Below are 25,430 nucleotides of genomic sequence, written 5' to 3'. Positions count from 1 at the left end.
GGCAGCTGTAGGCCAACAACCAGAAATCACCTGCGTCTGACCTGCCCCCTGTAGACGTACCAATCAAAAGTGGAAGTCCGGGGTTGAAGGTTAATCGATGGGGTGGTGAGTTGATGGGGATCGAGCTGCATCGTCAGCGCGCTGGCGATGTAGCTCGGCGAAGCGAGCCGGTGGCATGCGTCCCAAGCTGCTGTGCGGCCTGACCTCGTTGTAGTCCGTTCGCCAGAGCGCCACGGCCATCCTGGCCTGATGCAGGGTCTGGAACCAGCACTCGTTGAGGTGCTCGTCACGGAACTTGCCGTTGAAGCTCTCGATGTAGCCGTTCTGCATCGGGCGCCCCGGCTGGATCAGGATGTGGCGAATGCCATGCGCTTGCGCCCAGGCCATGAATGCCCGGCTGGTGAACTCCGGTCCGTTGTCCGTTCGCACAGCCTTCGGATACCCGCGAAACAGCGCAGCGCGGTCCAGGACGCGTGTGACGTATTGGCCCGAGATACCGAAGTCCACCACGATGTCCACGCTCTCGTGGCTGAAGTCATCGGCCACCGTGAGGTACTTCAAGCGCCGTCCACCCGAGAGGCTGTCGCTCACAAAATCCATGCTCCACACCTCGTTGACCGTGCGTGCCAGCTGCAGCGGCACGCGCTCGTTGATGGGGCGTTTGCTCTTCTTGCGCCGGCGCACGGCCAGGTTGGCTTGCCGGTAAAGGCGGTACACACGCTTGTGATTGATGCCGGGAAACTGCGGGCGCAACAGGTCGTGGATGCGCCGGTGCCAAAGCGGCGACGCACGTGCGCGATCTCCACGATCTTCTCGTGCAGATCCAGCGTGGCCTGGTCCGCCATGGGTGGATGGCGGTAGCTGTCGCGGGATAGCCCCACAAGACGGCACGCGTGGCGTTCGGACAAATGGTGCTCACTCACCATGCGCCCAGCCGCCTCGCGTCTGGCCTGTGGGGCTAGCGCTTTACCCCCAGAACGCTCTTGAGCGCATGCATGTCCAGGTGCGCCTCAGCCAGCAGCCGCTTGAGCTTGGCGTTCTCGGATTCGAGCTCACGCAGTCGCTGTGCCTCCGAGACCTGCATGCCGCCGAACTTGGCGCACCACTTGTAGAAAGTGGCATCGCTGAATCCGCCGTTGCGGCACAGCTCCTTGATCGGCATGCCGGCCTCGGCCTGCTTGAGGAAGCCGATGATTTGTTCCTCGGTGAATCTGCTCTTCTTCATATCCGTCATTCTCCTGGTGGTTGACGGACTTCACTAACTTCAGCCTGGTACGGCTGGTGGGGGGGCAGGTCAATGCTGCTGCTTGACATGGAAAAATAACGGAACTCAAAGGCCGAGATTCAGGTACTTAATCTCGAGGTACTCCTCGATGCCGTACTTAGAACCTTCGCGACCGAGACCCGAGGCTTTCATGCCACCGAATGGTGCCATTTCGGTGGAGATCGCGCCGGAGTTGATGCCCACCATCCCATACTCCAGGGCTTCTGCCACCCGAAAGACACGAGCGAGGTCACGGGAGTAGAAGTACGCGGCGAGGCCGTATTCGGTGTCGTTGGCGCGCTCCACTACTTCGGCCTCGTCGCTGAACCGGAACAGAGGGGCGAGCGGGCCGAAGGTTTCCTCTCTCGCCACGATGGCCTCAGGCGGCACGTTCGTGAGGATCGTAGGCTCGAAGGTAATCCCCCCGCAAAACCATTGAGCTGAGAAGTAGAGACTCTGACAGGAGAATCTCTACCATGAAGAAATCGCGATTTACCGACAGCCAGATCATCGACGCACTCAAGCGGGCGGAGGCGGGGCTAACGGTGCCTGAGCTTTGCCGAGAGCTGGGGATCAGCTCGGCGACGTTCTACAAGTGGCGGGCCAAGTTCGGCGGCATGGATGCCTCACTGATGGCGCGCATGAAGGAGCTGGAGGCGGAGAACGCGCGGCTGCGCAAGATGTATGTCGAGGAGAAGCTCAAAGCCGAGGTCGTGGCGGAGGCACTCGCAAAAAAGTGGTGAAGCCATCTCGCCGACGCGAGATGGCACAACAAGCTGTGCGCCAGCGCGGGCTGTCGATCAGGGCTGCTTGTCAGGCATTCCAGATCAGCCAGGCCTGCTACCGCTACGAGGCCCGTCGCGGCCTTGAGGACGACGAGATCGCCCAATGGCTGCTGCGCTTGACCGACAACAACCGCAACTGGGGCTTTGGCCTGTGCTTCCTGCACCTGCGCAACGTGCGCGGCTTGCCCTGGAACCACAAGCGCGTGTATCGGGTTTACCGGGAGCTGGAGCTCAACCTTCGCATCAAGCCGCGCAAGCGCCTGGTGCGCGAGAAGCCCGAGCCTCTGACGGTGCCCAAGCACAGCAACGAGGTCTGGTCGATGGACTTCATGCACGACCAACTGGAGGACGGTCGCAGCATCCGGCTGCTCAACGTGATCGACGACTTCAATCGCGAGGCCCTGGGCATGGAGGTGGACTTCTCGCTGCCCTCGCAGCGTGTGATCCGCACCCTGGCGCAGATCATGGCTTGGCGCGGCAGGCCCAACGTGATTCGCTGTGACAACGGGCCGGAGTACATCAGTGCCACGTTGCTGAACTGGGCCAGTGCCAGAGGCATTCATATCGAGCACATCCAGCCGGGCAAGCCCCAACAGAATGCCTACGTCGAGCGCTTCAACAGAACGGTGCGCTACGAGTGGCTGTCCCAGTACCATTGGAGCGACCTCGACGAGGTTCGCGAGTACGCCACGCAGTGGATGTGGCGCTACAACCATGAGCGCCCAAACATGGCCTTGGGCGGCATCACCCCGAAACAGCGGCTGGCCATGGCCGCATAGCTCTACTTCTCGGAGCCGTGGAATTCGGGGGGATTACCCTTCCCACACGTCGTTCTCCCGCGCACACACGCAGCGACCCGATGCAGTGACGGATTTAATCTCTCGGTGGAGAGCCATGAACCTCTACGAGTATCCAGTCTCACCGCAGGGAGTATTTCATACCGCAGAAATGCTGCATTTCCACGCAAGTGGTATTCGCGTGCGCGCGCGCCTTTTTGAAAGCTGTCCGCAAAGCGCAAGTTCACGCTCATTCTTTCGTTTTTCACAATTCTTGGAGGATCGACATCTTCAAAAGTCGGTGAGACGAGTGCGCTCACGCCTTCCTCCACCGCCAGCATGTCTGGAGCCTCAGTTTCACTGAGGCTTTTTTTTGGCGCGAACCCCCGTTTCATGCGGGTTCCGTGATAGTCGCTTTCTCTCTGTTGAGATTCTCAGACGGCTTTCTCTCGGCTCTGGCCGTGTTCTCTCTACGTTCTCTCTTTCCGACCCTGCTCCGGCGATACGCCAAGCCTGCGGGCGATCGCCTTCACAGCCGCCATCGACCCGCTTCCGGCACTCCAGCTTCCGCCTTGGATATCTGCTGTGCCGCGATTCATGCCCGTCTGAACCGCCCCGGAATTGAACTGCCCCCAGAAGTTGGACGGTCACGATACCGCCGTCAAGGCGGTGCTTCTCAATCGGTACTCCACCGGACTGAGCCCCTGTAGCCCGAGCTTGATGCGCTCGTGGTTGTAATAGTGGACGTAATCATGCACGCCTGCTTCGAGTGCATCAATGCTGTCGGGCCTGTCGAGATGGACGTACTCGGCTTTCAGGGTGCCGAAGAAGCTTTCAATCACCGCGTTGTCGAGGATGCCGTGCGGCCTTTGCTTTTAGTCATGATTCGCAATTGACGCTTGCGTCTCATCAAAAACGTTCACTCTTTCCCCGCCAGAAAAACTTAGGAAATCGGTCTCCTCATGGCTCGCTCGGCACAGTTGGGGTGGGCATGGGAAGCGGATCGCCCGCGATATGGCCGAGACCAGTGCTGCCCGGTACCACAAGCCCGGCGCCTGGCAACGCAATCTGTGATCCAATTTGTCCATGCCTGTGTCCCCTCGCCCCGCTCGAAAGACCACCACCGCGCCTGCAACGTCTGGCACCGTTCGCACCAAGACGATAAGGGGACAAGCGAAGAACCTGTCAGAGGAACCTTCTCGCATCCCCACCATCGGGTATGTCATTCTGGGCCGCCTTGCGCAGGCAGAAGAGACGGGCTATGACCTTTCGCTGTTCATGGGTCCGCCGCGCAACTACATCTGGGAAGCGAGCCACAGCCAGATTTATCCACTGCTGGCAACGCTCACCGACCAGGGCCTGGTTCAATTTCGCGACGTGCCTCAAGTAGGCAAACCAAACAAGAAGATCTACAGCATCACGGCCACCGGCATGACGGCGTTGCAAGACTGGGTGCGCAACGCACCCACCCCCATGACCCGCCGCCTCGAGTTCAACGCCAAGGTCAATTCCTTGTGGTTGCTGCCACCATCGGAAGCGCTAACAGTGCTCGATGAACAGATTGCTATGACCGAGGCCGAGATCGAAATGATCAACGGCCACATGAACGACGCCGAACAACGATCGGGGCAGGCGTTTCCCCCGCCGCCCGCCAGCAAGTACTCGGGCATCTACGCCAACATTCGGTATGCGCTGGACAGCCGGCGCTACATGATCGAGTGGTACCAGTCGATTCAGAAAGACTTTCGCGCCGCAGCTGCCATCCGCAAACGCGCCCGCAAATAGCGAGACGCCTCCTGCGTTTCAGGCGGCAACCGCTAGCTGCCTTGCCCGCACAGTCGCAGCACCGCGCGCGAGGTCAAGAACGTGTCCAGGGTCGTCTGGCAATCCGTCGCCGCGCCAGGCAACATGCCCATCGGGACGCACGAGCACATAGCATTTTTCGTACAAGGCGTGCAGCGAAGCCATGGCAAAAGTCTCCACGCGCAATGGCACGCCGCGCTCAGCAGCGGCGTCCCTGAACAACCCATTTTCGTCTTTGCCGGCAAGACACAGCAGGACGAACCCGCGACCGAAGAGGTCCAATGTGGAGCGACCATCCTCCAGCCAGGCATGCGGCGCCCGTCCCCCCGGCCAAGTCGACGGCTGGTACAGCATGTGATCGTCCGGCGGTTCGAGGGCTTCATCGACCGCGCACAACGGCGACTGGCGGTATCGGTAGCCGAGCTGAACGCCCTGGGTACGGAATTCGCGCAGACGCAAGGCGTGAATGCGGCTCTCGGTATGTCGGCGCAGCGTCACCGCCTCGGCGCCCTCGCCGTCGAAGGCTGGATCAGGCGCGATGGCGCCATCCAGCGTGCGGTTGTTCGACGCTTCGTTCACGTTGCGGATCGCGATAGGCCTGCGTTCAAATTCGTAGCTGTCCAGCAGCGACGGACCTCCCCAGCCCTGGAGGGTAGCGGCCAGCTTCCAGCCCAGGTCCACGGCGTCGCCGATGCCTGTGTTCGCGCCGAAGCCGCCCTTGGGCCAGCGCAGGTGTGCTGCGTCGCCCAACAGAAATGCCCGACCTTCCCGGTACCGCGCCGCCACCACGCGGTGACCAGCCCAGGGCTGCGCGCGCACGACCTCGATCGGCATCGGCACACCGATGGCCGCTTCGATGGCCGCCACTGCATCTGGATCGTCGCCCTTCTCGATATACATCGACATTCGCCATTGGTCCCTTCCGTCGACAGCGGTGAAGTACGGGCGGCGCGGCGTGTTGACCGTGTGCAACTGGAACAAGGAACAACCGAACTGCCGCTCCAGCAGGGCGCGAAGTTGCGGCGCGCGGAACCACACGGCGAAGTTGTGCCCCTCGCCAAAGGAGCCCTGGTACCGAATGTCGAGCTGCTTGCGCACCATGCTGCGCGCGCCGTCGCAGGCCGCGATGTATGACGCGTGCACCTCGTATTTCTCGCCGCTTGCAAGGTCCTTCATTTGCGCGGTGACACCCTCCTGCGTCTGCGCAAAGCCGGTGCATTCGGTGCGGTAGCGCAGGTCCACGCCTTCTCGTGCTTCCGCACCCTGGCGCAGCAAAGGGTCAAACACCATCTTCGGGCTGATCAATATGCCTTCGGGTGAATCGTTCTGAATGTTCGGCATGTCTTCGTTGGAAGGTGCTTCGAACAAGGCCAGCAGCTTGCCGGTGACCGACGTTGCGAACCCGACATTGAGGGCGTAGCGCTCTGGCAAGCCCGAATGGCGGCGGGCGCGCTCCGAAAAACCCCAGCGCCGCAGGTGTTCCATCGTCCGGGAGAAGATGCCTTCGCCCGCCGGAAACAGCACTTCACCGTTGCTTTGCTCGACCACCACACAGCGTATGCCCTGGTAGCCCAGTTCGTTGGCGAGCGCCAGTCCCACGGGGCCCGCGCCAATGATCAGCACCTGGGTCTGTATTTCCTTCATCTTCATGTTGTTCCTTGCGTGGCTCTTGTGTGGTCATCCTAGGCCTGCGACATTTATATGTCAACACTTACATACAACAATGTTGACATATGTAAATATAGACGTCACAGTACGCGCAAGAACCAGGAGCCCAACGTATGTCAAATTCACCCCCTTCCAATTTTTCTGAACTCGCCAAAGCAACCGCCCATCTGCCCTCGCTGCGCATTGCAGAAATCGTGCTGCAAACGGGTCGCTACCAAGCGATCAAGGACTGGTACCGCGCCGTCCTCGGCCGCCCATGGTCGATCGAGAACGAGCCCAAGCCCGACGTTTCCATCGATGGACAACATGGCGACGGCGGCAAGCAAGTGCATGCAAGCCGGGTGCGGTCGTCTTTCATGATTCTGGATAAGGAGGCTGCTGCCACACCCTACGGACAGCTGTTTGCCGTGTTCGAAATCCCCGGCATTGGCTCGGTGCCCGGCAAGGATCCGGGCCTGAACCACATGCAGTTCAAACACGGCGGTCTCGACGACTTGATGGAACGCGTGGTGATTCTGCGCGACGCCGGCTTGCTGCCACACCGCAGCGCCAACCACGGCCCGATCACGAGCTTTTACTACCGCGATCCGGACAGCAACGTCGTCGAGCTCTGTTGCAACAACTTCGCGACATTTGACGAATGGCAGGCCTACTTCGACTCGGCCGCATTCAAGCGCAATCCGTCCGGCATCGACATGGATTTTCAGACCTACCTTGCGCGCTACCAAAGCGGTGAGGCGCATGAAGCCTTGCTGAAGCTGCCGGTCTGAAATTCGCTCGTTTCACCCCTAAAGGAGACACTGATGACACCACTGAAAAAGTCCCTGCCAGCCTGGTCCACCGGGCGCCGAACCCTGCTGATCGGCGCGGCCGCACTGGCCACTCAAACCGCTTGGGGCCAAGGCGCCAGCGCCTTCCCCAACCGCCCTGTGCGCCTTGTTTTGCCGAGCCCACCGGGCTCGCTGGTCGATGTGATGGCGCGGCTTTTCGCCACCGGCATGGGCGAAGCACTGCAGCAGCCCGTGGTGCCTGACAACAAGCCCGGTGCGGGGGGCGTCATCGCCGCAGACCTGGTCGCCAAGGCACCGGCCGATGGCCACACCTTGCTGTTGGCCACCGACAGTCTGCTGACCATCAACCCGTTCATCTATCCCCATTTAAGCTACGACCCGCGCAAGGACTTCAAGCCCATCTCGCTGTTGGGAAAAGCCAGCGTGGTGCTCGTCGCCCATCCTTCCTTGGGCGTGAAGACCCCGGCAGATCTGATCCGCCTGGCCAAAACCAAGCCGGGTGGGTTGAACTACGGCAGCGGCGGTCAAGGACACACCACCCACCTGGCGATGGAGCTGTTCCTCAAGCACACGGATACCCGCATGACACACGTGGCCTACAAGGGGACCACGCCCGCCATGCAGGCGCTCCTGGGCGGAGAGATCGGTGTGGTGATCACCGGTCTCGCTGAAGCGCTCCCACACATCAAGGCGGGCAAGGTTGTCGCATTGGCCAGCAGTGGGCCGCTGGGCAAAACGATCTTCCCGGATTTGCCCGAACTCAAGGAAATCAATCCAGCGCTGGACATGGCCTTCTGGTTCGCCTTGCTTGCCCCGGCGCAGACACCCGCATCCACGATCGCAACGCTGAATGCGGCTGTCACGCGCGCCGCGCAATCGCCGGAGGCGCGACAACGGCTGGGCGAGTTTGGCTTCACCGTGATGAGTTCGCCGCCCGATGTGGTCGACGGTTTGATCGTGTCCGATCTCTCGCGCTACGGCCCGCTCATCAAGTCTCTCAACATCAAGGCGGAATGAACGACATGACAACCACACACCCGGCCGACGCGAGCGTGGCCGCCGCCTGCGAACGTACGGTGCTCGCTTTTACGCACGGTTTCGACATGAACGACATCGACACCATGTCGCGCCATTTCGCACCCGATGGCGTGTGGAAGCGGCACGACGGCGACCTCGTCGGCATGGAACAACTGCGCGACTTCATGAAGGTGCGCGACCCCGGCACCTTCGTGCGCCACGTGCTGAGCAATCTGCGCACGGGCCTTCTGCCCAACGGCCACGCGGTGGTGGACTCATACGTCACCGTCTACCGCCACGACTTCAAGGGCGCGCCCCAGCGCCCGGCGCCTCTGCCGGGACCGAATGTGATGGGTCGCTACCGCGATCAACTCGCGCTCGGTGACAACGGATGGCAACTCGTCCAGCGGGAAGTTCAGATCGATTTCAAACAACAGGAAATTTCGCCATGAAACTGGCCACCGCTCGCCTCAACGGCGTATCCACTTTCGGCGCCGTCACGGAACTGGGCTTTGTCGACTTGGCCCCTTCGCTGGGTCACCAGTTCGCCGACCTGCGCGCGTTGCTCGCGGCACCCTCGCTGGACGCAGCGCGCCGCGCTGCCGACACCGAGCCCGCCACCGCGTTGAACACACTTGTCTTCGAACGCCCCATTCCCAACTTGGACGCCCGCATGCTCGCGGTGGGATGGGCCTACAAGGACCACCAGACCGAGACCGGCAAGGCGGCGCCCGAGCATCCTTTCTTCTTTAGCAAACATCCGCAGGCCATGGTGGGACACGGTGTTGCGCTGCAGCGCCCACGCGTGTCCGAGCGCTTCGACTTCGAGGGCGAGATCGCCATCGTCATCGGCAAAGCCGGACGGCACATACCGGCCAACCGAGCGCTGGAGCACGTCGCCGGCTACACCATCGTCATGGACGGCTCGGTGCGCGACTGGCAGGCACACAGCGTCACCGCGGGCAAGAACTTCGACGCCTCTAGCGCTTATGGCCCCTGGATCGTGACGCGCGACGACATCGCCGAACCTGGTCGCATGGAACTCGTGACGCGCGTCAACGGCCAGGAAATGCAGCGCACCTTCTTCAGTGAAATGGCCTGGCGCCTTGAGGATCTGGTCGCCTACGCTTCAACGATTTGCCGACTGGAGCCTGGCGATTGCATCTCAACGGGAACCCCTGCAGGCGTGGGCAACAAGCGCGTGCCGCCGGTCTACCTGAAGGCTGGCGACACCTTGTCCATCGAAGTCAGCGGCATCGGCGAGCTGTCGAATCCGGTGATTGACGAGCCCATCAGCTGAAAGCGAGCAGTTCCTCGGCTCCGCCGCCTGTGGTCGCCCGCCACGAAACAAGGAAAATGCCAAAGCGACTATCTTGCGCTCAGCTGGATGCCGGGCCTCTCTTTTGCGACCTGGTCGAGCCCGCGTCCCCCACAACGAAGCCGATCGTTGTCATGGTCCACGGTCGCTCGCACACACGAACGTGTTGTCCGGCGACGCGGTGTGCGCTGCTGGGCGCGCGTGTTCGCACGACCTGCCCCAACCGACTACAACATCGTCTGGCATTCCAATTGGGCCATCGACGCACCGGACTCTCTTCCCGGGAGGAAAATTAGCTGGGATTGCTTGCGTTGGGCCGGACCAGGCGCTGTGAGTTCCGCGGTCGCTACGACACGCTTCTGCGCCGGACGTGAAGCACCTTTAGCCTGAGCCTTCGAAGAGGACGGTTTAGATGTTTTGCACGCACCCGGCTTAGTAGATGCCGGACGGCGTTTTGCGAGAACTGACTTGACTCTTTCGCTGCGTCGGTGAGGCCCCGAAGTGAGCCTCCGAGATGTGTTTGGCGGGGCGACGAGCCCACGCAGTTGACTCAACGGGTCACGTCAAGTCCCGCCCGCAAGCCTTCACGAAGCATTCCCGCAGCCACCGGTGCGCGAGGTCAGCCTCCATCCGGGGATGCCACAACAACGAGACTGTGAATGGAGGCACCTCGAACGGTAGGGCGAACGAATGCATTCCGTCGCGCAGGTTCCCAGTGTGTCGCTCCGGAACCGTGGCGACCATGTCAGTGGCTCGTGCGAGCGCCAGAGCTGCTGAGAAGCCTCCCACCGTCAGCCGGATCATTCTCGCCAGCCCCAGCTCAGCCAAAGCACCATCCACCGGCCCCTTCTCATCAAGTTGCCTCGCAGAATGCACGTGCTTGCTATCGGCGTAATCCTGAACCGTCGGCGCCCCCTCTGCCAAGAGATGCCCAAGGCGTACGACGCCCACAAAGCGATCACGGAACAAAGCCCGTACGCGCACCTCTGGTCCATAGGTGGCCCCAACGACTGCCGTCTCCAGGTCAACAAGGCCATCCCGCAGCGGGCCCGTGTCCTTGTCGGGTTTCGGCACGAATCGCAGCCGAACGCCAGGCGCAACCGCGTCCACCCTTGCCAAGAGCGCAGGTCCGAAGTTCTCGACGAAGCCTTCATTGGTTCGCACCGTGAACGTTCGAGCCAACTTCTTCAGGTCCAGCGCCTTCACCGGTGAAAGCGCCGCTTCAGCCTGCTGAACCAGCGCGCCGACCGATTCCCGCAGTTCGAGCGCCCGGGGGGTGGGCACCAGGCCACGCCCGGCCCTCACCAAGAGTGGGTCCCCGGTCGTTTCTCTCAGCCGCGCAAGAGCGCGGCTCATGGCCGAGGCGCTCAAGTTAAGCCGCTTCGCAGCGCGGGCGACGTTCCCCTCGGTGAGCAAAACGTCCAAGGTCAGCAGCAGATTCAGGTCTGGATGGGCCATGCCAAACGATCCCACGGGCGGTGATATGGCGTCAAGCGCATCCACTCACTGCAAATGACGCGCCTTCCGCCATACCACGCACATCACTAACCTGACGGCATCTCTCCAAACACGACCCATAGGCCCTTGAATGACCACCGAAACCCTGCAGACCAAACAGGCATCCCCCACAAAGTCGTCCACTCCATGGACGCTCACCTGTCTCTCGCTCTTCATGCTGCTGCCATCCCTCGGCACCAGCATCGCAAACATCTCGCTGCCCACCCTGACCCATGCGTTCGGGGCCCCTGTCCAACAGGTCCAATGGGTGGTCATTTCCTTCTTGCTGGCCACGACGACGTTGGTTGTCAGCGCTGGGCGTCTGGGCGATGTTGTCGGTCGTCGGCGTCTTCTGATGGCCGGCGCGGCGCTGTTCACTGCAGCATCTGCCGTTTGCGCCGCAGCGCCGAGTCTTTGGGTTCTCATCGCAGCGCGCGCCGTTCAGGGCATCGGCGCGGCCGCCATGCTCGCCCTCACGGTCGCGTTTGTAGGGCAGGCTGTGCCGAAGGAGCGCACCGGCAGCGCCATGGGCATGCTGGGCACGATGTCGGCTGTGGGCACCGCCCTTGGCCCGTCGCTAGGTGGTGTTCTCATTGCAAGCTTCGGTTGGCAAGCCATCTTCCTCATCAACATTCCCCTGGGCTTCGTCGCCATTGCAATGGCAAGGCGCTTTCTGCCCCCTGACGCCGCACAGGTGAAGTCCGCTCGGTTCGACAACCTCGGCACCATCACGCTGGCGGCGACGCTCGCCGCCTATGCGCTGTCGATGACGCTGGGCAAGGGCAACTTCGGCCCACTGAACATTGCACTTCTGGTTGCCGCTGTGGCAGGCGTTGGAGCCTTCATGGCTGTTGAGTCTCGCACCGATTCCCCCCTGGTTCACCTGGCCATGTTCCGTGACCGCAGACTCACCGCCAGCCTCATCATGAGCGCCCTGGTGTCCACCGTGCTGATGGCGACATTGGTTGTCGGCCCCTTCTACCTCTCGCAAGGCTTGCTCTTGAGCACGGGCGCCGTCGGGCTGGTGATGTCGGTGGGCCCCGCTGTGGCGGCGTTCACCGGTGCACCGGCCGGCCGGCTGGTGGATCGGTTCAGGTCGCAAGTCACAAGCATGGGTGGCTTGATCGGAATGGCACTCGGCTGCGGATCGCTGGTCGCGATTCCCGCGTCCTTCGGTGTCGCAGGCTACCTCGTTCCCATCGTCATCATCACCGGCAGCTACGCGGTCTTCCAGGCAGCGAACAACACGGGCGTCATGGCCGATGTTCCTCAAGACCGCCGCGGCGTCATCTCGGGACTGTTGACCTTGTCGCGCAACCTGGGGCTTATCACCGGTGCGTCAGCCATGGGGGCGGTGTTCGCCGCAACCGCTGGTTCCTCGAATGGCGGACGCGTCGCACCGGCTGCGATTGACTTCGGCATGCGCACGACCTTCGCCATCGCCACCGCACTCATCGTCGTGTCTCTTGCGGTTGCAGTTTGGGGCCGGCGCGGCTCGGTCTCCTCCTCAAAAAAGGCGGCCTGAGCTCGCGGGAGTCGACGCGATGTCTCAGGATGATGGACGGTGAGGATGGGAATCCTGTGTGGAGGCCGTCGCCGAGGCAGATCGGCGCAGCCAGCGCATCAGACCGCCCAGCACCGGCAGCTTTTCGTACAACTCCTCGGCCGCATCCCAGTAGTCGCGGTGCAGTGCCACGCGGCCCTCGGCGTCGAAGCGCACCAAGGTCGCACCGTGGATGCATTGCTCCACCTGCGGCCGCCAGCGGCGCATGCGAAAGCGGAACTCCCAGCCCAGAAAGGCCTGGTCGCCTTGCACGATGTGTTGAGTGACCGTGAAGCGCGGTTGATCCAGCGTCGCGAACATGTGGGCAAAAATCTGCGCGATGGCGGGCACACCGCGCACGTCGTTGAAGGGGTCTTTGAAATGCGCGTCAGGCGCATAGTAGGCATCCAGTGTGGCCAGGTGCGCGGGCGAGAGCTGCTCGTACAGCGCAATGAGCCGCTGCGTGGCGGTGGTGGCACGCGGGTCCCGGTCGGTTTGCGCAGGAGAGGTCGGCATGTTCAGCGCCCCGTGAAACGGTGTACCAAGGGGAAATACCAGCGGTACGGCAAGCAGCGCATCAGCTTGAGCACACTTGTGAAGCGCTTTGGAAAATGCAGCTCGAACTGCCCGCGCTGCCAGCCGCGCACGATGGCCAAGGCGGCCTGCTCCGGCGTGAGGAGCGCCGGCATGGAGAACTGGTTTTGCGCCGTCAGCGGGGTATCGACGAAACCGGGGTTGACCAGACTGACGCCCACACCCTGCGGGCGCAAATCCAGAAACAGGTTTTCTGCCAGATTGATCAACGCTGCCTTGGTGGGGCCATATGCCAGGCTTTGCGGCAGGCCGCGCCATCCGGCCACACTGGCGACCAAGCTCAGGTGCGGCGTGCGCCCGGCAGCGGCCGCCTGCAGCAGCGCGGGCACCACCACGGCCAGCACCTGCAGCGCGCCCGTGACATTCACGCGCTGGTGCTGCAACAACTCATCCAAATCCAGCGCATGGGCCGACATGGGGCGGTAGTGGCCGGCGCAATAACACACCAGGTCCAGGGGCGCTGCCGCCAACAGTTGTTGCGCCGCGCCGGCGACTGCCTGCGTGTCCGTCACATCGAGCGCCAACGCCTGGCTGCCAGGATGCTCGCGCACGAAGTCGTCGAGCAACTCTTGCTGGCGCGCCGACACGCAGACCTGCGCGCCACGTTCGTGCAGCAAGGCTGCCAAGGCACGCCCGATGCCACTGGACGCACCGATCAGCCACACGCGTCGGCCGCGCCAGTCGGTAATGGGAAGGTTCAGAGGCATGGCGCCATTCCTTGGTTATTCCTTGTTGAACGACAACAGCACTTCGCCCAGGGTGACGCCAAACTTGCTCATGGTGGCGCGGTTGAGCATCACGCGCTCGTCGATCAGGTACATCCAGTCGTCGAACTGCACGTCGTACGTCTTGCCGTCCACGGGCAGTCGCAGCGTGTAGTTCCAGCGAAAGGCGTTGCCCGATGTCTGCCCTTGGGCCTCGCCCACCACGTCGTCGGCGCGCCCCGTGTAGCGCCCGTCTGCGTGTTTGGTCAAACGCCAGACACGGCGTTCGGTCGTGCCGTCTGAATAGGCAAAGGCCTCGTCCAGCACGCCCTGGTTGCCATTCCAGCGGCAGTCCATCACCACGGTGAAACGGCGTACTACCTCACCGCCGCGCTTTTGAAAAATGCCATGGGCATGAACGCGGCCATTGAAATAGCGGTCGAGCTCCAGCTTGGGTTGCTGCTGGGCGTAGTCGCTGACCCGAGGGCTGGAACACCCCGCGAGCACGGCCGATCCCGCGAGCAGGGCAAAAAGGACATGGCGGCGCGTGTTCACGGGGTAGCTCCTTGGGTCGGGTTTCTGGAAGCGATCAACAGCCGATGCAGCAAGCAGGCGGCCATCAGTTTGAGCGCACAGGGCAGTAGCGCATAAATCCATGCCAGGCGTTGCAAGGCCTGTGCGTCTTGGCTGCCGGGCACATAGCCCAGCCATTGCAACAGCGGCAGCGTTGCCCCGGCTGCCAGCGCCAGGTTGAGTTTGATGGCCAGGTTCCACCAGCCCAGGTAGGTGCCCTCGTGCGCGCCCTGAGAACCTTGGCGCTCGACCAGCAAGGCCAGCAGCGCACCCGGAACCGCCAGATCGGCTCCCAGCGCAGCGCCGGACAGCACGCAGATCACGGCAAAGATCACCACCTGCCCACCTTGCAGAGCGGCGGCCCATCCGAAGCAGGCCACGGCCAGCAGCATGCCGGCCAACCACGCCCGCTCCAACCCGAAGCGGCGCACCACGTGCAGCCAGGCGGGCATGGACAGCGCACCGCTGACGAAATACAGCACCAGAAACAGCGCGATCTGCGGGGGCGAAGCCAGCAACCGGTCCTGGGCGAAAAACAGCATCAGCGCGGCTGGTATGGCGCTGGCGATGCCATTGCACAAGAACACGGTCAGCAATCGGCGAAAGGGCTTTTGGGTCAGCGGTTGCCAGAGTTGGAGATGGCGCGGCCCGTGCCCTTCATGCGACTTGGTCGCAGATGGTGGACGCGGTGCCCGCCAGAGCGCCAGCCAACCGGCCAGCAGTGCCAGCGCGAACACCCCCAGCATGGGGCCCGCACCCCAGGCCACCGAAAGCGCGCTGGCGGTGACCACGCCCACCAGCCCCAGCCCCTCACGCCAAGACACGATCCGGCTGCGCTGCACGCCGTCGCCCCCCAGGCGCACACCCCAGGCCTGGTGGGCAATGACCAGCAGACTGTGCGCCAGGCAGGTGAACAACAGCCCCGCAACCATCCACGTTGCCAGTGCCGTCGGCCCCTTCACCCACGGAAAGAACAGCGCCGCCATGCCGCCGCCCAAGAGCACTGCCGAGGCGCCAGCCACCCACAACACCACAGACATGGTGCGGCGATACATCGCGTCACTCAAGCGTCCCAGCAGCGGGTCGGCCCCCGCATCCATCAGCCGCACCAGCATCAGCAACGCCCCCACGGTGGCCAGCGGCAGGCCGAGTTGGCTGGCGTAGTAATGCGGCAGCACCACATACAGTGGCAGTGCGGCGAAGGCCAATGGCAGTCCCAGCAATCCATAGGCCAGGCCGGCGCGCCAAGACAGCGTTTGCGAGGCCTCCGCCGGCAGGGCGCGGATCATGGCCCGGCTCCTGGCTTGCGCGCCAGCAAGGCGCTGCGCAGGCCGGGTTCGGAGGTGCGCGGCGACAGCCAGATGCCCACGAAGCGGCGCGCCAGCTCGGCTTCGTCGATCGCACCCAGCGCCTGCTGGCCACGCCACAGGCGCATGCCCTGGCCGGGTTGGTAAAGGCCGGTGAGGCGGTCGCCCGGCTGAACGTCCGGCAGCAGGGCCGCCAGCGCCTTCAGCCAGAGCTGAGCCTGAGCGGGCGCCAGCTCACCTTGGCGCTCAATCTCCTCGATGGAGCGCTGGGCGATGGAGGCACCTGTAAAGCTGCGGTGGTAGGTCAACTCCAACGCCAGTGCGTGGGCGCCAAAGTCGGCGGCCTCGAACCCATGGCGTGCCCACAGGCGGGCGTCGTAAATCCTCAGCCCGAGAAAGCGCAACTGCCCCTGGCCCCACAGCGTGACCTCGGGCAGCGCCTGGCGTACGAAGGCGGGTGGCGCCACGGGGTCTTGCGCAACCGCATCGGGTGCTGCGGCAGCGCAGGCAAGGGCCACCGCTATGGCCAGCACACGGGCGCGTGCCAGGCGATTCAGCAGTGAGCAGTGGTGCAAAGGCATGTGCATCGATGGCACGCGGTTTCCCTTTTTCAATCTTTCACCAGCGTGAACTGCACCACGTCGATATTGCGGCTGTCGAACGCGGCTTCGCAGTACGCGAGGTAGAACTCCCAGGTGCGCGAGAACTTCGCATCAAAGCCCTGCGCCGACACCTGGGCGTGCTGTTGCGTGAACTGGCGATGCCAGCGGCGCAGGGTTTCGGCGTAGTCGGCGCCGAAGGCCAACTCCTCCACCACGCGCAACCCGGCTTGTTGCGCGGCCTCGCGAAAGCGCGCCGGGCTGGGCAGGCAGCCGCCGGGAAACACGTATTGCTGAATGAAGTCCGTGCCCTGCACATAGCGGTCGAACAGCGCGTCGTCGATGACGATGCTTTGCACGCAAGCGCGCCCGCCCGCCTTGAGCAACCGCGCCACCGTGCCAAAGTAGCTGGGCCAATAAGCCTGGCCCACGGCCTCGACCATTTCGATGGAGCAAATGGCATCGAACGGCGCGTCCGGGATGTCGCGGTAGTCCTGCAAGCGCAGCTCGGCCCGCTCGGCCAGCCCTGCCTGGTGCAGGCGCTGCTGACCAAACGACAGTTGCTCGGTGGACAGCGTCACGCCGGTCACATGGGCCTGAAACTCGCCCGCGGCCATCTCGGCCAACGCGCCCCAGCCGCAACCAATCTCCAGCACGCGGCTGCCCGGCCGTACGCCGGCGCTTTGCAGGGCGCGGCGCACCTTGGCATGCTGCGCCTGGGTCAGGTCGCCGTCCAGATTTCCCTGGAACCAGGCGGACGAGTAATTCATGCTCGGGTCCAGCCATAGCGTGTAGAACGCATTGCCCAGGTCGTAATGGGCGTGGATGTTGCGCCGGCTGCCGGAGCGCGTGTTGCGGTTGAGCAAGTGGCGCAGGCGGTAGGCCAGCCGTCCCCACCAAGCGCCGTAGACGAGCGACTCCAGCGCGTCGCGATTGGCCATCAGCAGGCGCAGCAGGTCGGCCAGGTGCGGTGTGCTCCAGTGGCGATCGATATAGCCCTCGGCCAGACCGATGTCGCCCGAGCGCAGAACCGCTGCAAACACCCGCCAGTCGTGCAAGCGCATGCTGGCGTGGGGATAGCCGCCCCGGCCCAATTGCAGGGTGTTGCCGTCGGGCAGCTCCAGGTGCAAGGTGCCGTGCTGCAGGCGTTGCAGCAGGCGCAGGGTGTGCCGCGCACTGGCGGGCAGGCCCGCAGGCAAATGAAGCGGCAAGGTTGTGGTGCTCGTGTTCATGGTCGGTCGTTGAATGCAGATGAACTGGAAACAGGCGAGGCCGGCGCCCGCGGTTTGCTGTGCAAGGGCACTTGCTTGAGCCACAACAACAGCGCATTCCAGAGAATGCGGGCCATGACGCCCACCGTGAGCAGCGGATAGCGCCACAGGGCGCGACGGCGGCTGGCGGCGGTCAGCGGCTCCAGCCGCCCGGCCATGCCGGTGAGCAGTACCGGCCCCTGTGCATCGTGGTAGTCGATGCGCACCTGTGCCGATTGCAAGCCATCCGCCCCGCCTCGGCGAAACTCAAAGCGGTAGCCACCGTCGACGGCGCAGAAAGGTGAGACATGAAATGCCTTGCGCGCCTGCAGCTCCTGGCCATAGCTGGGGTGGTCGAGCAGGTAGGCGTGGCGCTCACCAAAAGTGTTGTTCACCTCGGCCACGATGGCACTCAGGCTGCCGTCCGCGCGGTGGCAATACCAGAAACTCACCGGTTTGAAGCTGTAGCCCAGCACACGCGGATAGCACTGCAGCCAGATTTCGCCTTGCGCATCGGTGATGCCTTCGGCCTGCAGCAGCCCGTCCAGCCAGGCCAGTGCGCCACCGTGCTGCGGACCCATGCCGCCGCCATGGTCGGCGTCGCGAAACGACAACGCGCCTGCGCGGTTGAGCGCGAGCACCCCTGCGGCCTCGGGCCTCTCGCGCAGCGTGCGCATGGGCAATAGCAGGAAAAACGTGGGCACGATGAAGCGGTGCCTGCGCGGGCGCAGCCGGGTATGCCAGACATGGCCGAAGCCAATGTGCGGTACATGAATCTGCGCACCCGTGCAGGAGACGGCAAAGGTCATGCGGCCTCCCGATGACGCATCTGCTCCAGCAGCGCATCTGCCGCACGGTAGCCCGACTGCAGACCGTCCTCATGAAATCCGTAACCTGTCCAGGCGCCGGCAAACCAGGTGCGCTGCGCGCCCTGCAGTTGGGGCACTTGTTTTTGCGCACTCAGGGCCGCCAGGTCGAACACTGGGTGGTCGTATTCGAATTCACCCAGCACTTGCGCGGGGTCGATGGGATTCACCGGGTTGAGCGATACCAGCACCGGCTGGGCAAACGGCAAGGGCTGCAGGCGGTTGAGCCAGTAGTGCAAACAGACACGGGCCGACTCCTGCGCAGCATCTGCCGCGCGCTCATAGTTCCACGCCGCCCATGCAGCGCGGCGCCTGGGCATCACCCGGGTGTCGGTGTGCAGCACGGCGCGGTTGGGCTGGTAACGGATGGCGCCGAGCACCCGCTGCTCGGCGGCACTGGGCTGTGCCAGCAGGCGCAGGGCCTGGTCGCTGTGCACGGCGAGCACTACAGCATCAAAGCGCTCCACACCGTTGCCGGTGTGGATGAGCACGCCGGCGGCGTTGCGTTCGATGGCCCTGACCGGGGTTGCCAGGCGCGCGTCCAGCCCTTGCACGATGGCCTGGACATACTGGCGCGCGCCACCCGCCACGGTGTGCCACTGTGGCCGGTTTTGCACCTGAATCAGACCGTGGTTGTGGCAAAAGCGCACCATGGTGGCCACGGGAAAGCGCAGCATCTGGTCGGTCGGGCAGCTCCAGATACAACCCAGCATAGGCAGGAAATACCAGTGGCGAAACGCCATGCCAAAGCCGTGCTGGTCCAGGAAGTCGCCCAGCGGCTGCGCCAATTCCTGCTCCAGGCCTCTATCGGCCAGCGCGGTGCACAGTCGGTTGAAGCGCAGCAACTCAGAGAGCATGCCCAAAAAGCGCGGGCGCAGCAGATTGCGCCGCTGGGCAAACACCGTCGCAAGCGTAGAGCCGCTCCACTCGAGCGCCCCCGCGCCCAGCGCCCCCGCACCGGGCACCCGGACAGAAAACGACATGTCCGACGCAGCGGTAGGCACCTGCAGCTCGCTCAGCAAGGCGATCAGGCCGGGATAGGTGCGCTCGTTGAACACCAGGAAGCCGGTGTCCACCCCATGCGTCACGGCTTGGCCATGGACGTCCGGCAAGGACACATCCACGGTGTGGGTGTGCCCACCGAAATAGCGTCCTGCCTCGAACAGCGTTACCCGCACGTCCCCACGCAGACGGTGTGCGGCCGCCAAGCCCGAAATCCCCGATCCGATGACTGCAACGTTCATGGCCTTTTCCGATTGTGGTGCTGGACCTTGGCGCACAGTGGCTCGGCCCGTGTGGCGTAATGTACTAGACAAAACTCGTTTTGTCCTAGACAATTATGTAACTGCATCACTCCAAGCATGAACTCCCCACCCCCGCTGACAGCCCCCACTACATCCGTATCCGGTGACACCGGCTTGCCGATTGCGACCGTTGAGCGTGAGACCGGCCTGGGCAAAGACACGCTGCGCGCATGGGAGCGACGCTACGGATTTCCCATGCCATCCCGCAATTCCTCGGGCGACCGGCTCTATAGCGCAGAACACGTGCAATTGCTGAGAATGATTGTTCGGCTGCTGGATACAGGCCTGCGTCCCGGTAAGGTGGTTGGCCTGGATCACGCTGCACTACAGACGCTGTTGGCGCGGCAAACTCCCACGCCGCGTAGCTTTTTGTCCAAGACAAATAAATCCGACACAACCGACAATCCAATCGTCGAGGAGCTCCTCCACACCATTGGCTCGCACGACCCACGCGCCCTTCGGCAGGGCCTCAGCCATGCCCAGTTGCGCATGGGGCTTGCGCCTTTCGTGATCGATCTGGTGGCGCCGTTGACCACCGCAGTAGGCGAAGCCTGGGCACAGGGGCGCTTTGAAGTCTTTGAAGAACATCTGTACACCGAAGTCATCACGGGTGTGCTGCGCCATGCGATTGCCTCGCTCCCCTCTCTGGCTGTACCACAAGGTCCGAAGGTGCTGCTCACCACCGTGCCGCAAGAGCAGCACAGTCTGGGGCTGCTGATGGTTGAGGCGCTATTGGCATTGGAGAGTTGCACTTGCGTGTCGCTGGGCACGCAGACGCCGCTGACCGATATCGCCGAGGCGGCGCGGGCGCATCAGGCCGATGTGGTGGCGCTGAGTTTCAGCAGTCTGCACAAAGCCGCCATCGTGCGGACCAGCCTGCGCGAGCTGCGCGCACGACTGCCGGCATCCACCGCGCTGTGGGTGGGTGGCGCGTGCCCCGCGCTATACCCCTCGGCGCTGACCGGTGTCAGTGCCGTGCGGCATTTGTCGGGCTTGCAGCCCTTGGTGGCGCAGTGGCGCCACACGCATTGACCCTGCGCAGGATTTGCCGCGCCACGCGTTGCATATTGGCACTGTGCTTGCTACAGTGCGCCAGCCCTACTGCCACGGGTATATAACGGTCGCCACACCATGCTTCTCACCCTGCTGGTCTTCCTGCATCTGCTGGCCACTTGCGCGGCGATCGGCACCATCGTTCTGACCGACCTGCGGCTGGTCGCGCGTGCCGTGGGCTACCGTGTGGTCATTCCACCGCCCGAGCGCCTGGAAACCCGCATCGTCTCGGTGGCCATGGTCGTGCTGTACCTGACAGGCGCGGCCTTGATCGCCCTGCATCAGCTGGAAGTGCCAGACTACTTGAGCAACAACCCCAAGCTGCAGGCCAAGATTGCGCTGGTGGTGGTGCTCACGCTCAACGCGCTGGTACTGCACTGGGGGGTGTTTCCCGTGCTCAGCCGGGCCAAGCCGGTGTCGCGCTGGAAACGCCGTGACTGGATGCTCGTAGCGGCCAGCGTGTCGTTGTCCAACGGCCTTTGGTTCTACTGCGCGTTCCTGGGCATCGCCCGGGTCTGGAACGGCACGGTGGCGCTCGAATTCGTGCTGCTGGTGGCATTGACCGTCTGGCTGGTCATGTTCACGCTGGTCAACGCCCTGCTGGTGCTGGCCTCGCGCGACGAACCCACCACGCGGCGGGACTGGATCGATTCGTTCAAGGCTTCGCTAAGCGACTTTTCCGAACTGCGAGACCGTTGAAGGCCGCGCCTCACGAGGTAGTGGATGCAGCTCATCCGGCGCAATGGCTTGGAAGGTCAGTCAGGGGCATCCAAGCCACCCCACCGGATGGCCACAATACTTGCGCATCACTGCACGACGTTCTGAGCCGGGTTCTGGGCGAGGTCGGTCGTCTGGCCAATGGCGCGCAGGCCTGCCAGACGGATTTGCTCAGACTGCTCGGGCGTCGCGGTCTTGGGGAATTCGCTGTTGTTCACCAGGCCCAGGCGTTGGGCTGCGGCGGTCTCGGCCATCACTTGCGCACGGGTCTTGGCGAAGCCGGTGGGCACGACCAGTCGTGGCGTGTCCATGTTTTCGAAGTGACCGGCATCGCGGGCGGCAATGGCTTGCGCTTGCACGTCGGCACGGGTCAGGGGCGCGCTCTGGGCCATGGCGGCACCAGCAACAGCGGTCAAAACGAGGGGCAGGAGGATGCGGGTCGAGCGGATCATGATGGTTCCTTGAGCGGGTTGTTGAGAGGACCTGTGCACCACGTCGTGTGTGGCACAGGAGAGACTGTAGAAACCGGGTCTGTCATTTTCAGAACGCCAGAATTACGGATTCGTAATCCAGCAAAAAAGGCGATTCCGCGACAATTCATGTTCCCGCAAGGCCTTTGCCGCCTTGTTCCTCCACCCGATCACCGAGTCATCCCGATGCGCGTGCTGGTCATTGAAGACGAATCCAAGCTGGCGGACTACGTCAAGCGCGGTCTCTCTGAGGCCGGCTACACCGTGGACGTGGCGCGCGACGGCATCGAAGGCCGCTACCTCGCGCTCGAAGGCGATTACCAGTTGCTGGTGCTCGACATCATGTTGCCCGGCATCGACGGCTTCGGTGTGCTCGCGGCGCTGCGCGAGAAGCGCAACACACCGGTGCTGATGCTCACCGCGCGCGACCGGGTCGAGGACAGGGTTCAGGGATTGCAAGCGGGCGCGGACGATTACCTCGTCAAGCCCTTTGCCTTTTCCGAGCTGCTGGCCCGCGTCGCTGCGCTGCTGCGCAGGGGCCCCGCCGTGGTGGCCGAAGCCACCACCTCCCGCATGGCCGTGAGCGACCTGGAGATGGACCTGATCAGCCGCAAAGCCTGGCGCGCCGGCCAGCGCCTGGACCTCACCGCCAAGGAATTCGCCCTGCTCGCGCTGCTGGCGCGCCGCAAGGGGCAGATCCTCTCGCGCACCACCATTGCCGAGCAGGTCTGGGACATGAATTTCGACTCGGACACCAACGTCGTCGAAGTCGCCGTGCGGCGCCTGCGCTCGAAGATGGACGATCCCTTCAAGCCCAAGCTGCTGCACAACGTGCGCGGCATGGGATACGTGCTGGAGGAGCGCGCATGAACACCACCACACTGGACACCAGCGCGCCGGTGCTGGTCGACAAACCGGTGGAGACACCATGCACCTACTCCATCGGCCGGCGTCTGTCGCTGTTGCTGGCGGTGCAAACCGTGATCGGGCTGGGGGTGCTGCTGGCGTTCATCTATGGCGCAACCTCGATGCTCTTCATTGCCAAGCACGACGAAGAGCTGCGCAAGTACAGCAACGTGCTGGTCGAGGTGCTGCGCAACGCCGACGAACAAGGCGGCGAGGCCGAAATGAAAACCAAGCTGGCCTGGCTGGCCGAGCGCAACCCCTCGACCTTCGTGCAGATCCAGCGTGCCGACGGCAGCGCGTTCTACCGCGACGCATCGCCCCATTTCGATGTCACACAGTCAACCGCTCGCGGCATGGAATTTTCGGTGCCAACGCAATCCAGCGGCACGCTGAAAGGCCAATTGCTGCTCGATTGTTCGCAGGACGCCAAGACGGCACGCCGCATGGCCTTGATGCTCATCGGCACCGTGCTGGCCGGCGGGGCGCTCGTGGGCTGGGGCACGTTCTGGCGTGTGCGCTGCAGCTTGCGCCCGCTGCTGGATCTGGCCGCGCAAACCAAGGCCATCGATGCGCGGCGCATGGGCCAGCGCATTGCATTGGCCGAGCCGGCCGTCGAGCTGCAACCCGTGGTCGACCAGTTCAACGGCCTGATGCAACGGGTCGAGCGCACCTATGTCCAGCTTGAAGGTTTCAATGCCGATGTCGCCCATGAGCTGCGCACGCCCCTGGCCAACCTGATCGGCCAGACCGAGGTCGCGCTCAGCCGCGAGCGCAGCGTGGCCGAACTGGAAGAAACGCTGGTCTCCAACCTGGAGGAGCTGCAACGCATGGCGGCCATCGTCAACGACATGCTGTTCCTGGCGCAGGCCGACCGCGGCGTCAAGGCCCGGCGTGGTGCCGCCGTCAGCATGGCCGAGGTGGTGCGGCAGGTGGTGGAATTCCACGAAGCCCCCATGGAAGAGCACGGCCTGAGCGTGTCCATCGACGGCGATGCCCGATTGCCCATGGACGAGCCGCTGGTCAAGCGCGCCATGTCGAACCTGCTGGGCAATGCCATCCGATACGCCCATCCGAACTCACAGCTGTGCGTGCGCATCGCCAAAGCGTCCGGTGACCGGCAGGGCTTGCAGCTGTGGGTGGAGAATGCCGGGCCCGAGATCGACCCGTCGCATCTGCCGCGCATGTTCGACCGCTTCTTCCGTGCGGATGCCTCGCGCTGCGAGCTGGCGAAGCCCCACCACGGCCTGGGCCTGTCGATCGTCGCGGCGATCGCGCGCATGCACGACGGCACGCCGATGGCAGAGTCCGGCGGCGGCATCACACGCGTCGGATTCACACTGCACGCGGGCGCGCCGCTCAGTCGGCCAGAAACAGCTCCTGCAGGTCGCTGAGGAAGTCGAAGCCGCGCTCGGTCGGCCACACGCGCATGGCGTCGCGCGCGATCAAACCTTTCTGTTCTGCCTGGGCCAATGCGGGCGCAATGCTGGAGAGCGGCAGGCCTGTGCGTTCCATGAATTGGAGCAAGGTGAAGCCGTCCTTGAGCCGCAAGGCGTTGAGCATGAACTCGAACGGCAGTGCCTTGCGCGGCACCTCTTCGGCGCTCACCACGGCGTTGCCGGCCAAGGCACGCTCCATGTACAGGCGCGGTTCGCGCGCGCGCACCTGCCGCGCCACGCGGTGCGCGAAGCTGAGCTTGCTGTGGGCTCCGGCCCCGATGCCCAAGTAGTCACCGAACTGCCAGTAGTTGGTGTTGTGCCAGCAGGCGTGCCCTTCCCGCGCGTAGGCCGAGACTTCGTAGCGCTGCAAGCCCGCCTCGCGCGTGAGCTCGGTGATGCGGTCCAGCATGTCCCAAGCCTCGTCTTCCGGCGGCAGGGCGGGCGGGTACTTGGCGAAGTAGGTGTTGGGTTCGAGCGTGAGGTGGTAGATGGAAATGTGCGGCGGCTCGAACGACAGCGCCGTGCGGATGTCGGCCTCGCAATCGGCCAGCGTCTGCCCGGGCAGCGCGTACATGATGTCGAGGTTGAAGGTGTCGAAGGCCTGCGCGGCTTCCGCCACCGCGGCCATGGCCTGCTCGCGGTCATGCACCCGGCCCAGCGCCTTCAAGTGCGCGTCGTTGAAACTCTGCACGCCGATCGACAGGCGCGTCACGCCGGCCGCGCGAAAGGCGCGGAAACGGTCTTTCTCGAACGTGCCCGGATTGGCTTCGAGCGTGATCTCGGCGTCGGCCTCCAGCCGCAGCAGGGCGCGCACATCGCCGATCAACCGATCGATCGCCTCAGGGGAAAACAGGCTGGGCGTACCACCACCGATGAACACGCTGTGCACCGTGCGGCCCCAGATCAGCGGCAGCGAAGCCGCGAGATCGGCGCGCAAGGCCTCCAGGTATGCGGCTTCGGGCAAGACCTCTCCGGGTGCGGCGGTGGCCGCCCACTCGTGCGAATTGAAATCGCAATAGGGACACTTCTTGAGGCACCAGGGCAGGTGGATGTAGAGCGAGAGCGGCGGCAGGCTTTGCAGTTGCAAGGTGCCCGGGCGCATCCAGTGGCGCACGTCGTTCCACGTCGCGTCCACCGCGCTCGGGCTGGTCGACGCCGATGGGCCGCCGGGCCAGGACATCGGCACGCC

The 25,430-nt window shown here is 63.8% G+C and carries 24 protein-coding genes and 2 pseudogenes; 11 read left to right on the top strand and 15 right to left on the bottom strand.

The window, feature by feature from the left end; all coding sequences use genetic code 11:
• Positions 1 to 90: 90 nt before the first annotated feature.
• Together F9K07_RS07090 and F9K07_RS07085 are read right to left on the bottom strand one after the other, a co-directional pair.
• Positions 91 to 1,225 (bottom strand): annotated as a pseudogene (locus F9K07_RS07090) (IS3 family transposase).
• 105 nt (positions 1,226 to 1,330) lie between these two features.
• A pseudogene (locus F9K07_RS07085) lies at positions 1,331 to 1,690 on the bottom strand (aldehyde dehydrogenase family protein); the annotation flags it as partial.
• A gap of 50 nt (positions 1,691 to 1,740) precedes the next feature.
• Between F9K07_RS07085 and F9K07_RS07080 the strand changes: the two are divergent.
• Positions 1,741 to 2,828, top strand: a protein-coding gene (locus F9K07_RS07080; protein WP_159590482.1) for an IS3 family transposase whose coding sequence is annotated in 2 segments (ribosomal slippage) — positions 1,741 to 1,993 and positions 1,993 to 2,828 — 1,089 coding nt in all. Because the reading frame shifts where the segments join, the coding sequence is not laid out codon by codon here.
• A 644-nt stretch (positions 2,829 to 3,472) separates the two neighbouring features.
• Here the strand turns inward: F9K07_RS07080 and F9K07_RS07075 are convergent.
• A complete protein-coding gene (locus F9K07_RS07075) occupies positions 3,473 to 3,682 on the bottom strand; it encodes an IS3 family transposase (protein WP_442907433.1) in 210 nt (69 codons plus the stop codon).
• Positions 3,683 to 3,911: 229 nt separating this feature from the next.
• Here F9K07_RS07075 and F9K07_RS07070 point away from each other — a divergent pair, with 229 nt between their 5' ends.
• Positions 3,912 to 4,610 carry a PadR family transcriptional regulator gene (locus F9K07_RS07070; RefSeq protein ID WP_159590744.1) on the top strand — a complete coding sequence of 233 codons (699 nt, stop codon included), beginning with the start codon at positions 3,912 to 3,914 and terminating at the stop codon, positions 4,608 to 4,610.
• Between the two features lie 18 nt (positions 4,611 to 4,628).
• On the opposite strand, the gene F9K07_RS07065 is transcribed toward F9K07_RS07070, so the two are convergent.
• Complete coding sequence (locus F9K07_RS07065) at positions 4,629 to 6,278, bottom strand: FAD-dependent monooxygenase (RefSeq protein WP_236581820.1); 1,650 nt, start codon at positions 6,276 to 6,278, stop codon at positions 4,629 to 4,631.
• A gap of 131 nt (positions 6,279 to 6,409) precedes the next feature.
• Between F9K07_RS07065 and F9K07_RS07060 the strand changes: the two genes are divergently transcribed.
• The 4 genes from F9K07_RS07060 to F9K07_RS07045 are packed head-to-tail and all read left to right on the top strand — an operon-like array spanning position 6,410 to position 9,404.
• Positions 6,410 to 7,066 carry a VOC family protein gene (locus tag F9K07_RS07060; protein WP_159590742.1) on the top strand — a complete coding sequence of 219 codons (657 nt, stop codon included), beginning with the start codon at positions 6,410 to 6,412 and terminating at the stop codon, positions 7,064 to 7,066.
• Positions 7,067 to 7,099: 33 nt separating this feature from the next.
• A complete protein-coding gene (locus F9K07_RS07055) occupies positions 7,100 to 8,104 on the top strand; it encodes a Bug family tripartite tricarboxylate transporter substrate binding protein (RefSeq protein WP_159590740.1) in 1,005 nt (334 codons plus the stop codon).
• A 5-nt stretch (positions 8,105 to 8,109) separates the two neighbouring features.
• On the top strand, positions 8,110 to 8,556 hold the full coding sequence (locus F9K07_RS07050) for a nuclear transport factor 2 family protein (RefSeq protein ID WP_159590738.1): 447 nt from the start codon (positions 8,110 to 8,112) through the stop codon (positions 8,554 to 8,556).
• Entirely contained in the window at positions 8,553 to 9,404 is an 852-nt protein-coding gene (locus F9K07_RS07045; protein WP_159590736.1) for a fumarylacetoacetate hydrolase family protein, read from the top strand. The genes F9K07_RS07050 and F9K07_RS07045 overlap by 4 nt, the downstream gene beginning before the upstream one ends.
• Positions 9,405 to 9,980: 576 nt before the next feature.
• On the opposite strand, the gene F9K07_RS07040 is transcribed toward F9K07_RS07045, so the two are convergent.
• Positions 9,981 to 10,880 carry a LysR family transcriptional regulator gene (locus F9K07_RS07040; RefSeq protein WP_159590734.1) on the bottom strand — a complete coding sequence of 300 codons (900 nt, stop codon included), beginning with the start codon at positions 10,878 to 10,880 and terminating at the stop codon, positions 9,981 to 9,983.
• A 130-nt stretch (positions 10,881 to 11,010) separates the two neighbouring features.
• Here F9K07_RS07040 and F9K07_RS07035 point away from each other — a divergent pair, with 130 nt between their 5' ends.
• Positions 11,011 to 12,444, top strand: coding sequence for an MFS transporter (locus F9K07_RS07035; protein ID WP_159590732.1), 1,434 nt, complete (start codon positions 11,011 to 11,013; stop codon positions 12,442 to 12,444).
• A gap of 24 nt (positions 12,445 to 12,468) precedes the next feature.
• On the opposite strand, the gene F9K07_RS07030 is transcribed toward F9K07_RS07035, so the two are convergent.
• The 8 genes from F9K07_RS07030 to F9K07_RS06995 are packed head-to-tail and all read right to left on the bottom strand — an operon-like array spanning position 12,469 to position 19,599.
• Positions 12,469 to 12,978 carry a nuclear transport factor 2 family protein gene (locus tag F9K07_RS07030; RefSeq protein ID WP_159590730.1) on the bottom strand — a complete coding sequence of 170 codons (510 nt, stop codon included), beginning with the start codon at positions 12,976 to 12,978 and terminating at the stop codon, positions 12,469 to 12,471.
• 2 nt (positions 12,979 to 12,980) lie between these two features.
• On the bottom strand, positions 12,981 to 13,763 hold the full coding sequence (locus tag F9K07_RS07025; protein ID WP_159590728.1) for an SDR family NAD(P)-dependent oxidoreductase: 783 nt from the start codon (positions 13,761 to 13,763) through the stop codon (positions 12,981 to 12,983).
• Positions 13,764 to 13,778: 15 nt separating this feature from the next.
• Positions 13,779 to 14,315, bottom strand: a complete 537-nt coding sequence (locus tag F9K07_RS07020; RefSeq protein ID WP_159590726.1) for a DUF3833 domain-containing protein — start codon at positions 14,313 to 14,315, stop codon at positions 13,779 to 13,781.
• Positions 14,312 to 15,622 carry an MFS transporter gene (locus F9K07_RS07015; RefSeq protein WP_159590724.1) on the bottom strand — a complete coding sequence of 437 codons (1,311 nt, stop codon included), beginning with the start codon at positions 15,620 to 15,622 and terminating at the stop codon, positions 14,312 to 14,314. Before F9K07_RS07015 ends, F9K07_RS07020 begins: the two co-directional genes overlap by 4 nt.
• Entirely contained in the window at positions 15,619 to 16,221 is a 603-nt protein-coding gene (locus tag F9K07_RS07010; RefSeq protein WP_159596849.1) for a chalcone isomerase family protein, read from the bottom strand. The genes F9K07_RS07015 and F9K07_RS07010 overlap by 4 nt, the downstream gene beginning before the upstream one ends.
• Before the next feature lie 29 nt (positions 16,222 to 16,250).
• Positions 16,251 to 17,471: an SAM-dependent methyltransferase gene (locus F9K07_RS07005; protein ID WP_159590722.1), complete on the bottom strand. Its 1,221-nt coding sequence runs from the start codon at positions 17,469 to 17,471 to the stop codon at positions 16,251 to 16,253.
• On the bottom strand, positions 17,468 to 18,298 hold the full coding sequence (locus tag F9K07_RS07000; RefSeq protein ID WP_159590720.1) for a DUF1365 domain-containing protein: 831 nt from the start codon (positions 18,296 to 18,298) through the stop codon (positions 17,468 to 17,470). Before F9K07_RS07000 ends, F9K07_RS07005 begins: the two co-directional genes overlap by 4 nt.
• A complete protein-coding gene (locus F9K07_RS06995; protein ID WP_159590718.1) occupies positions 18,295 to 19,599 on the bottom strand; it encodes an NAD(P)/FAD-dependent oxidoreductase in 1,305 nt (434 codons plus the stop codon). Before F9K07_RS06995 ends, F9K07_RS07000 begins: the two co-directional genes overlap by 4 nt.
• A 117-nt stretch (positions 19,600 to 19,716) precedes the next feature.
• Between F9K07_RS06995 and F9K07_RS06990 the strand changes: the two genes are divergently transcribed.
• Entirely contained in the window at positions 19,717 to 20,691 is a 975-nt protein-coding gene (locus F9K07_RS06990) for a MerR family transcriptional regulator (protein WP_159590716.1), read from the top strand.
• A 99-nt stretch (positions 20,692 to 20,790) separates the two neighbouring features.
• Positions 20,791 to 21,411 carry a hypothetical protein gene (locus F9K07_RS06985; RefSeq protein WP_159590714.1) on the top strand — a complete coding sequence of 207 codons (621 nt, stop codon included), beginning with the start codon at positions 20,791 to 20,793 and terminating at the stop codon, positions 21,409 to 21,411.
• A 107-nt stretch (positions 21,412 to 21,518) separates the two neighbouring features.
• Here F9K07_RS06985 and F9K07_RS06980 read toward each other — a convergent pair whose 3' ends face one another.
• Positions 21,519 to 21,881, bottom strand: coding sequence for a DUF4148 domain-containing protein (locus F9K07_RS06980; RefSeq protein ID WP_159590712.1), 363 nt, complete (start codon positions 21,879 to 21,881; stop codon positions 21,519 to 21,521).
• A 204-nt stretch (positions 21,882 to 22,085) separates the two neighbouring features.
• On the opposite strand from F9K07_RS06980, the gene F9K07_RS06975 reads away from it, so the two are divergent.
• On the top strand, positions 22,086 to 22,769 hold the full coding sequence (locus F9K07_RS06975; protein WP_159590710.1) for a heavy metal response regulator transcription factor: 684 nt from the start codon (positions 22,086 to 22,088) through the stop codon (positions 22,767 to 22,769).
• Positions 22,766 to 24,196, top strand: coding sequence for a heavy metal sensor histidine kinase (locus F9K07_RS06970; RefSeq protein ID WP_159590708.1), 1,431 nt, complete (start codon positions 22,766 to 22,768; stop codon positions 24,194 to 24,196). The genes F9K07_RS06975 and F9K07_RS06970 overlap by 4 nt, the downstream gene beginning before the upstream one ends.
• Here the strand turns inward: F9K07_RS06970 and hemW are convergent.
• Positions 24,162 to 25,343: a radical SAM family heme chaperone HemW gene (gene hemW / locus F9K07_RS06965; protein WP_236581978.1), complete on the bottom strand. Its 1,182-nt coding sequence runs from the start codon at positions 25,341 to 25,343 to the stop codon at positions 24,162 to 24,164. The genes F9K07_RS06970 and hemW overlap by 35 nt on opposite strands.
• Between the last annotated feature and the right edge of the window lie 87 nt (positions 25,344 to 25,430).

Source organism: Hydrogenophaga sp. BPS33, assembly GCF_009859475.1.
Taxonomy (GTDB): Bacteria; Pseudomonadota; Gammaproteobacteria; order Burkholderiales; family Burkholderiaceae_C; genus Hydrogenophaga.
Note: the sequence above shows the minus strand (reverse complement) of the source record. Positions and strands in the feature narration are given on the sequence as shown.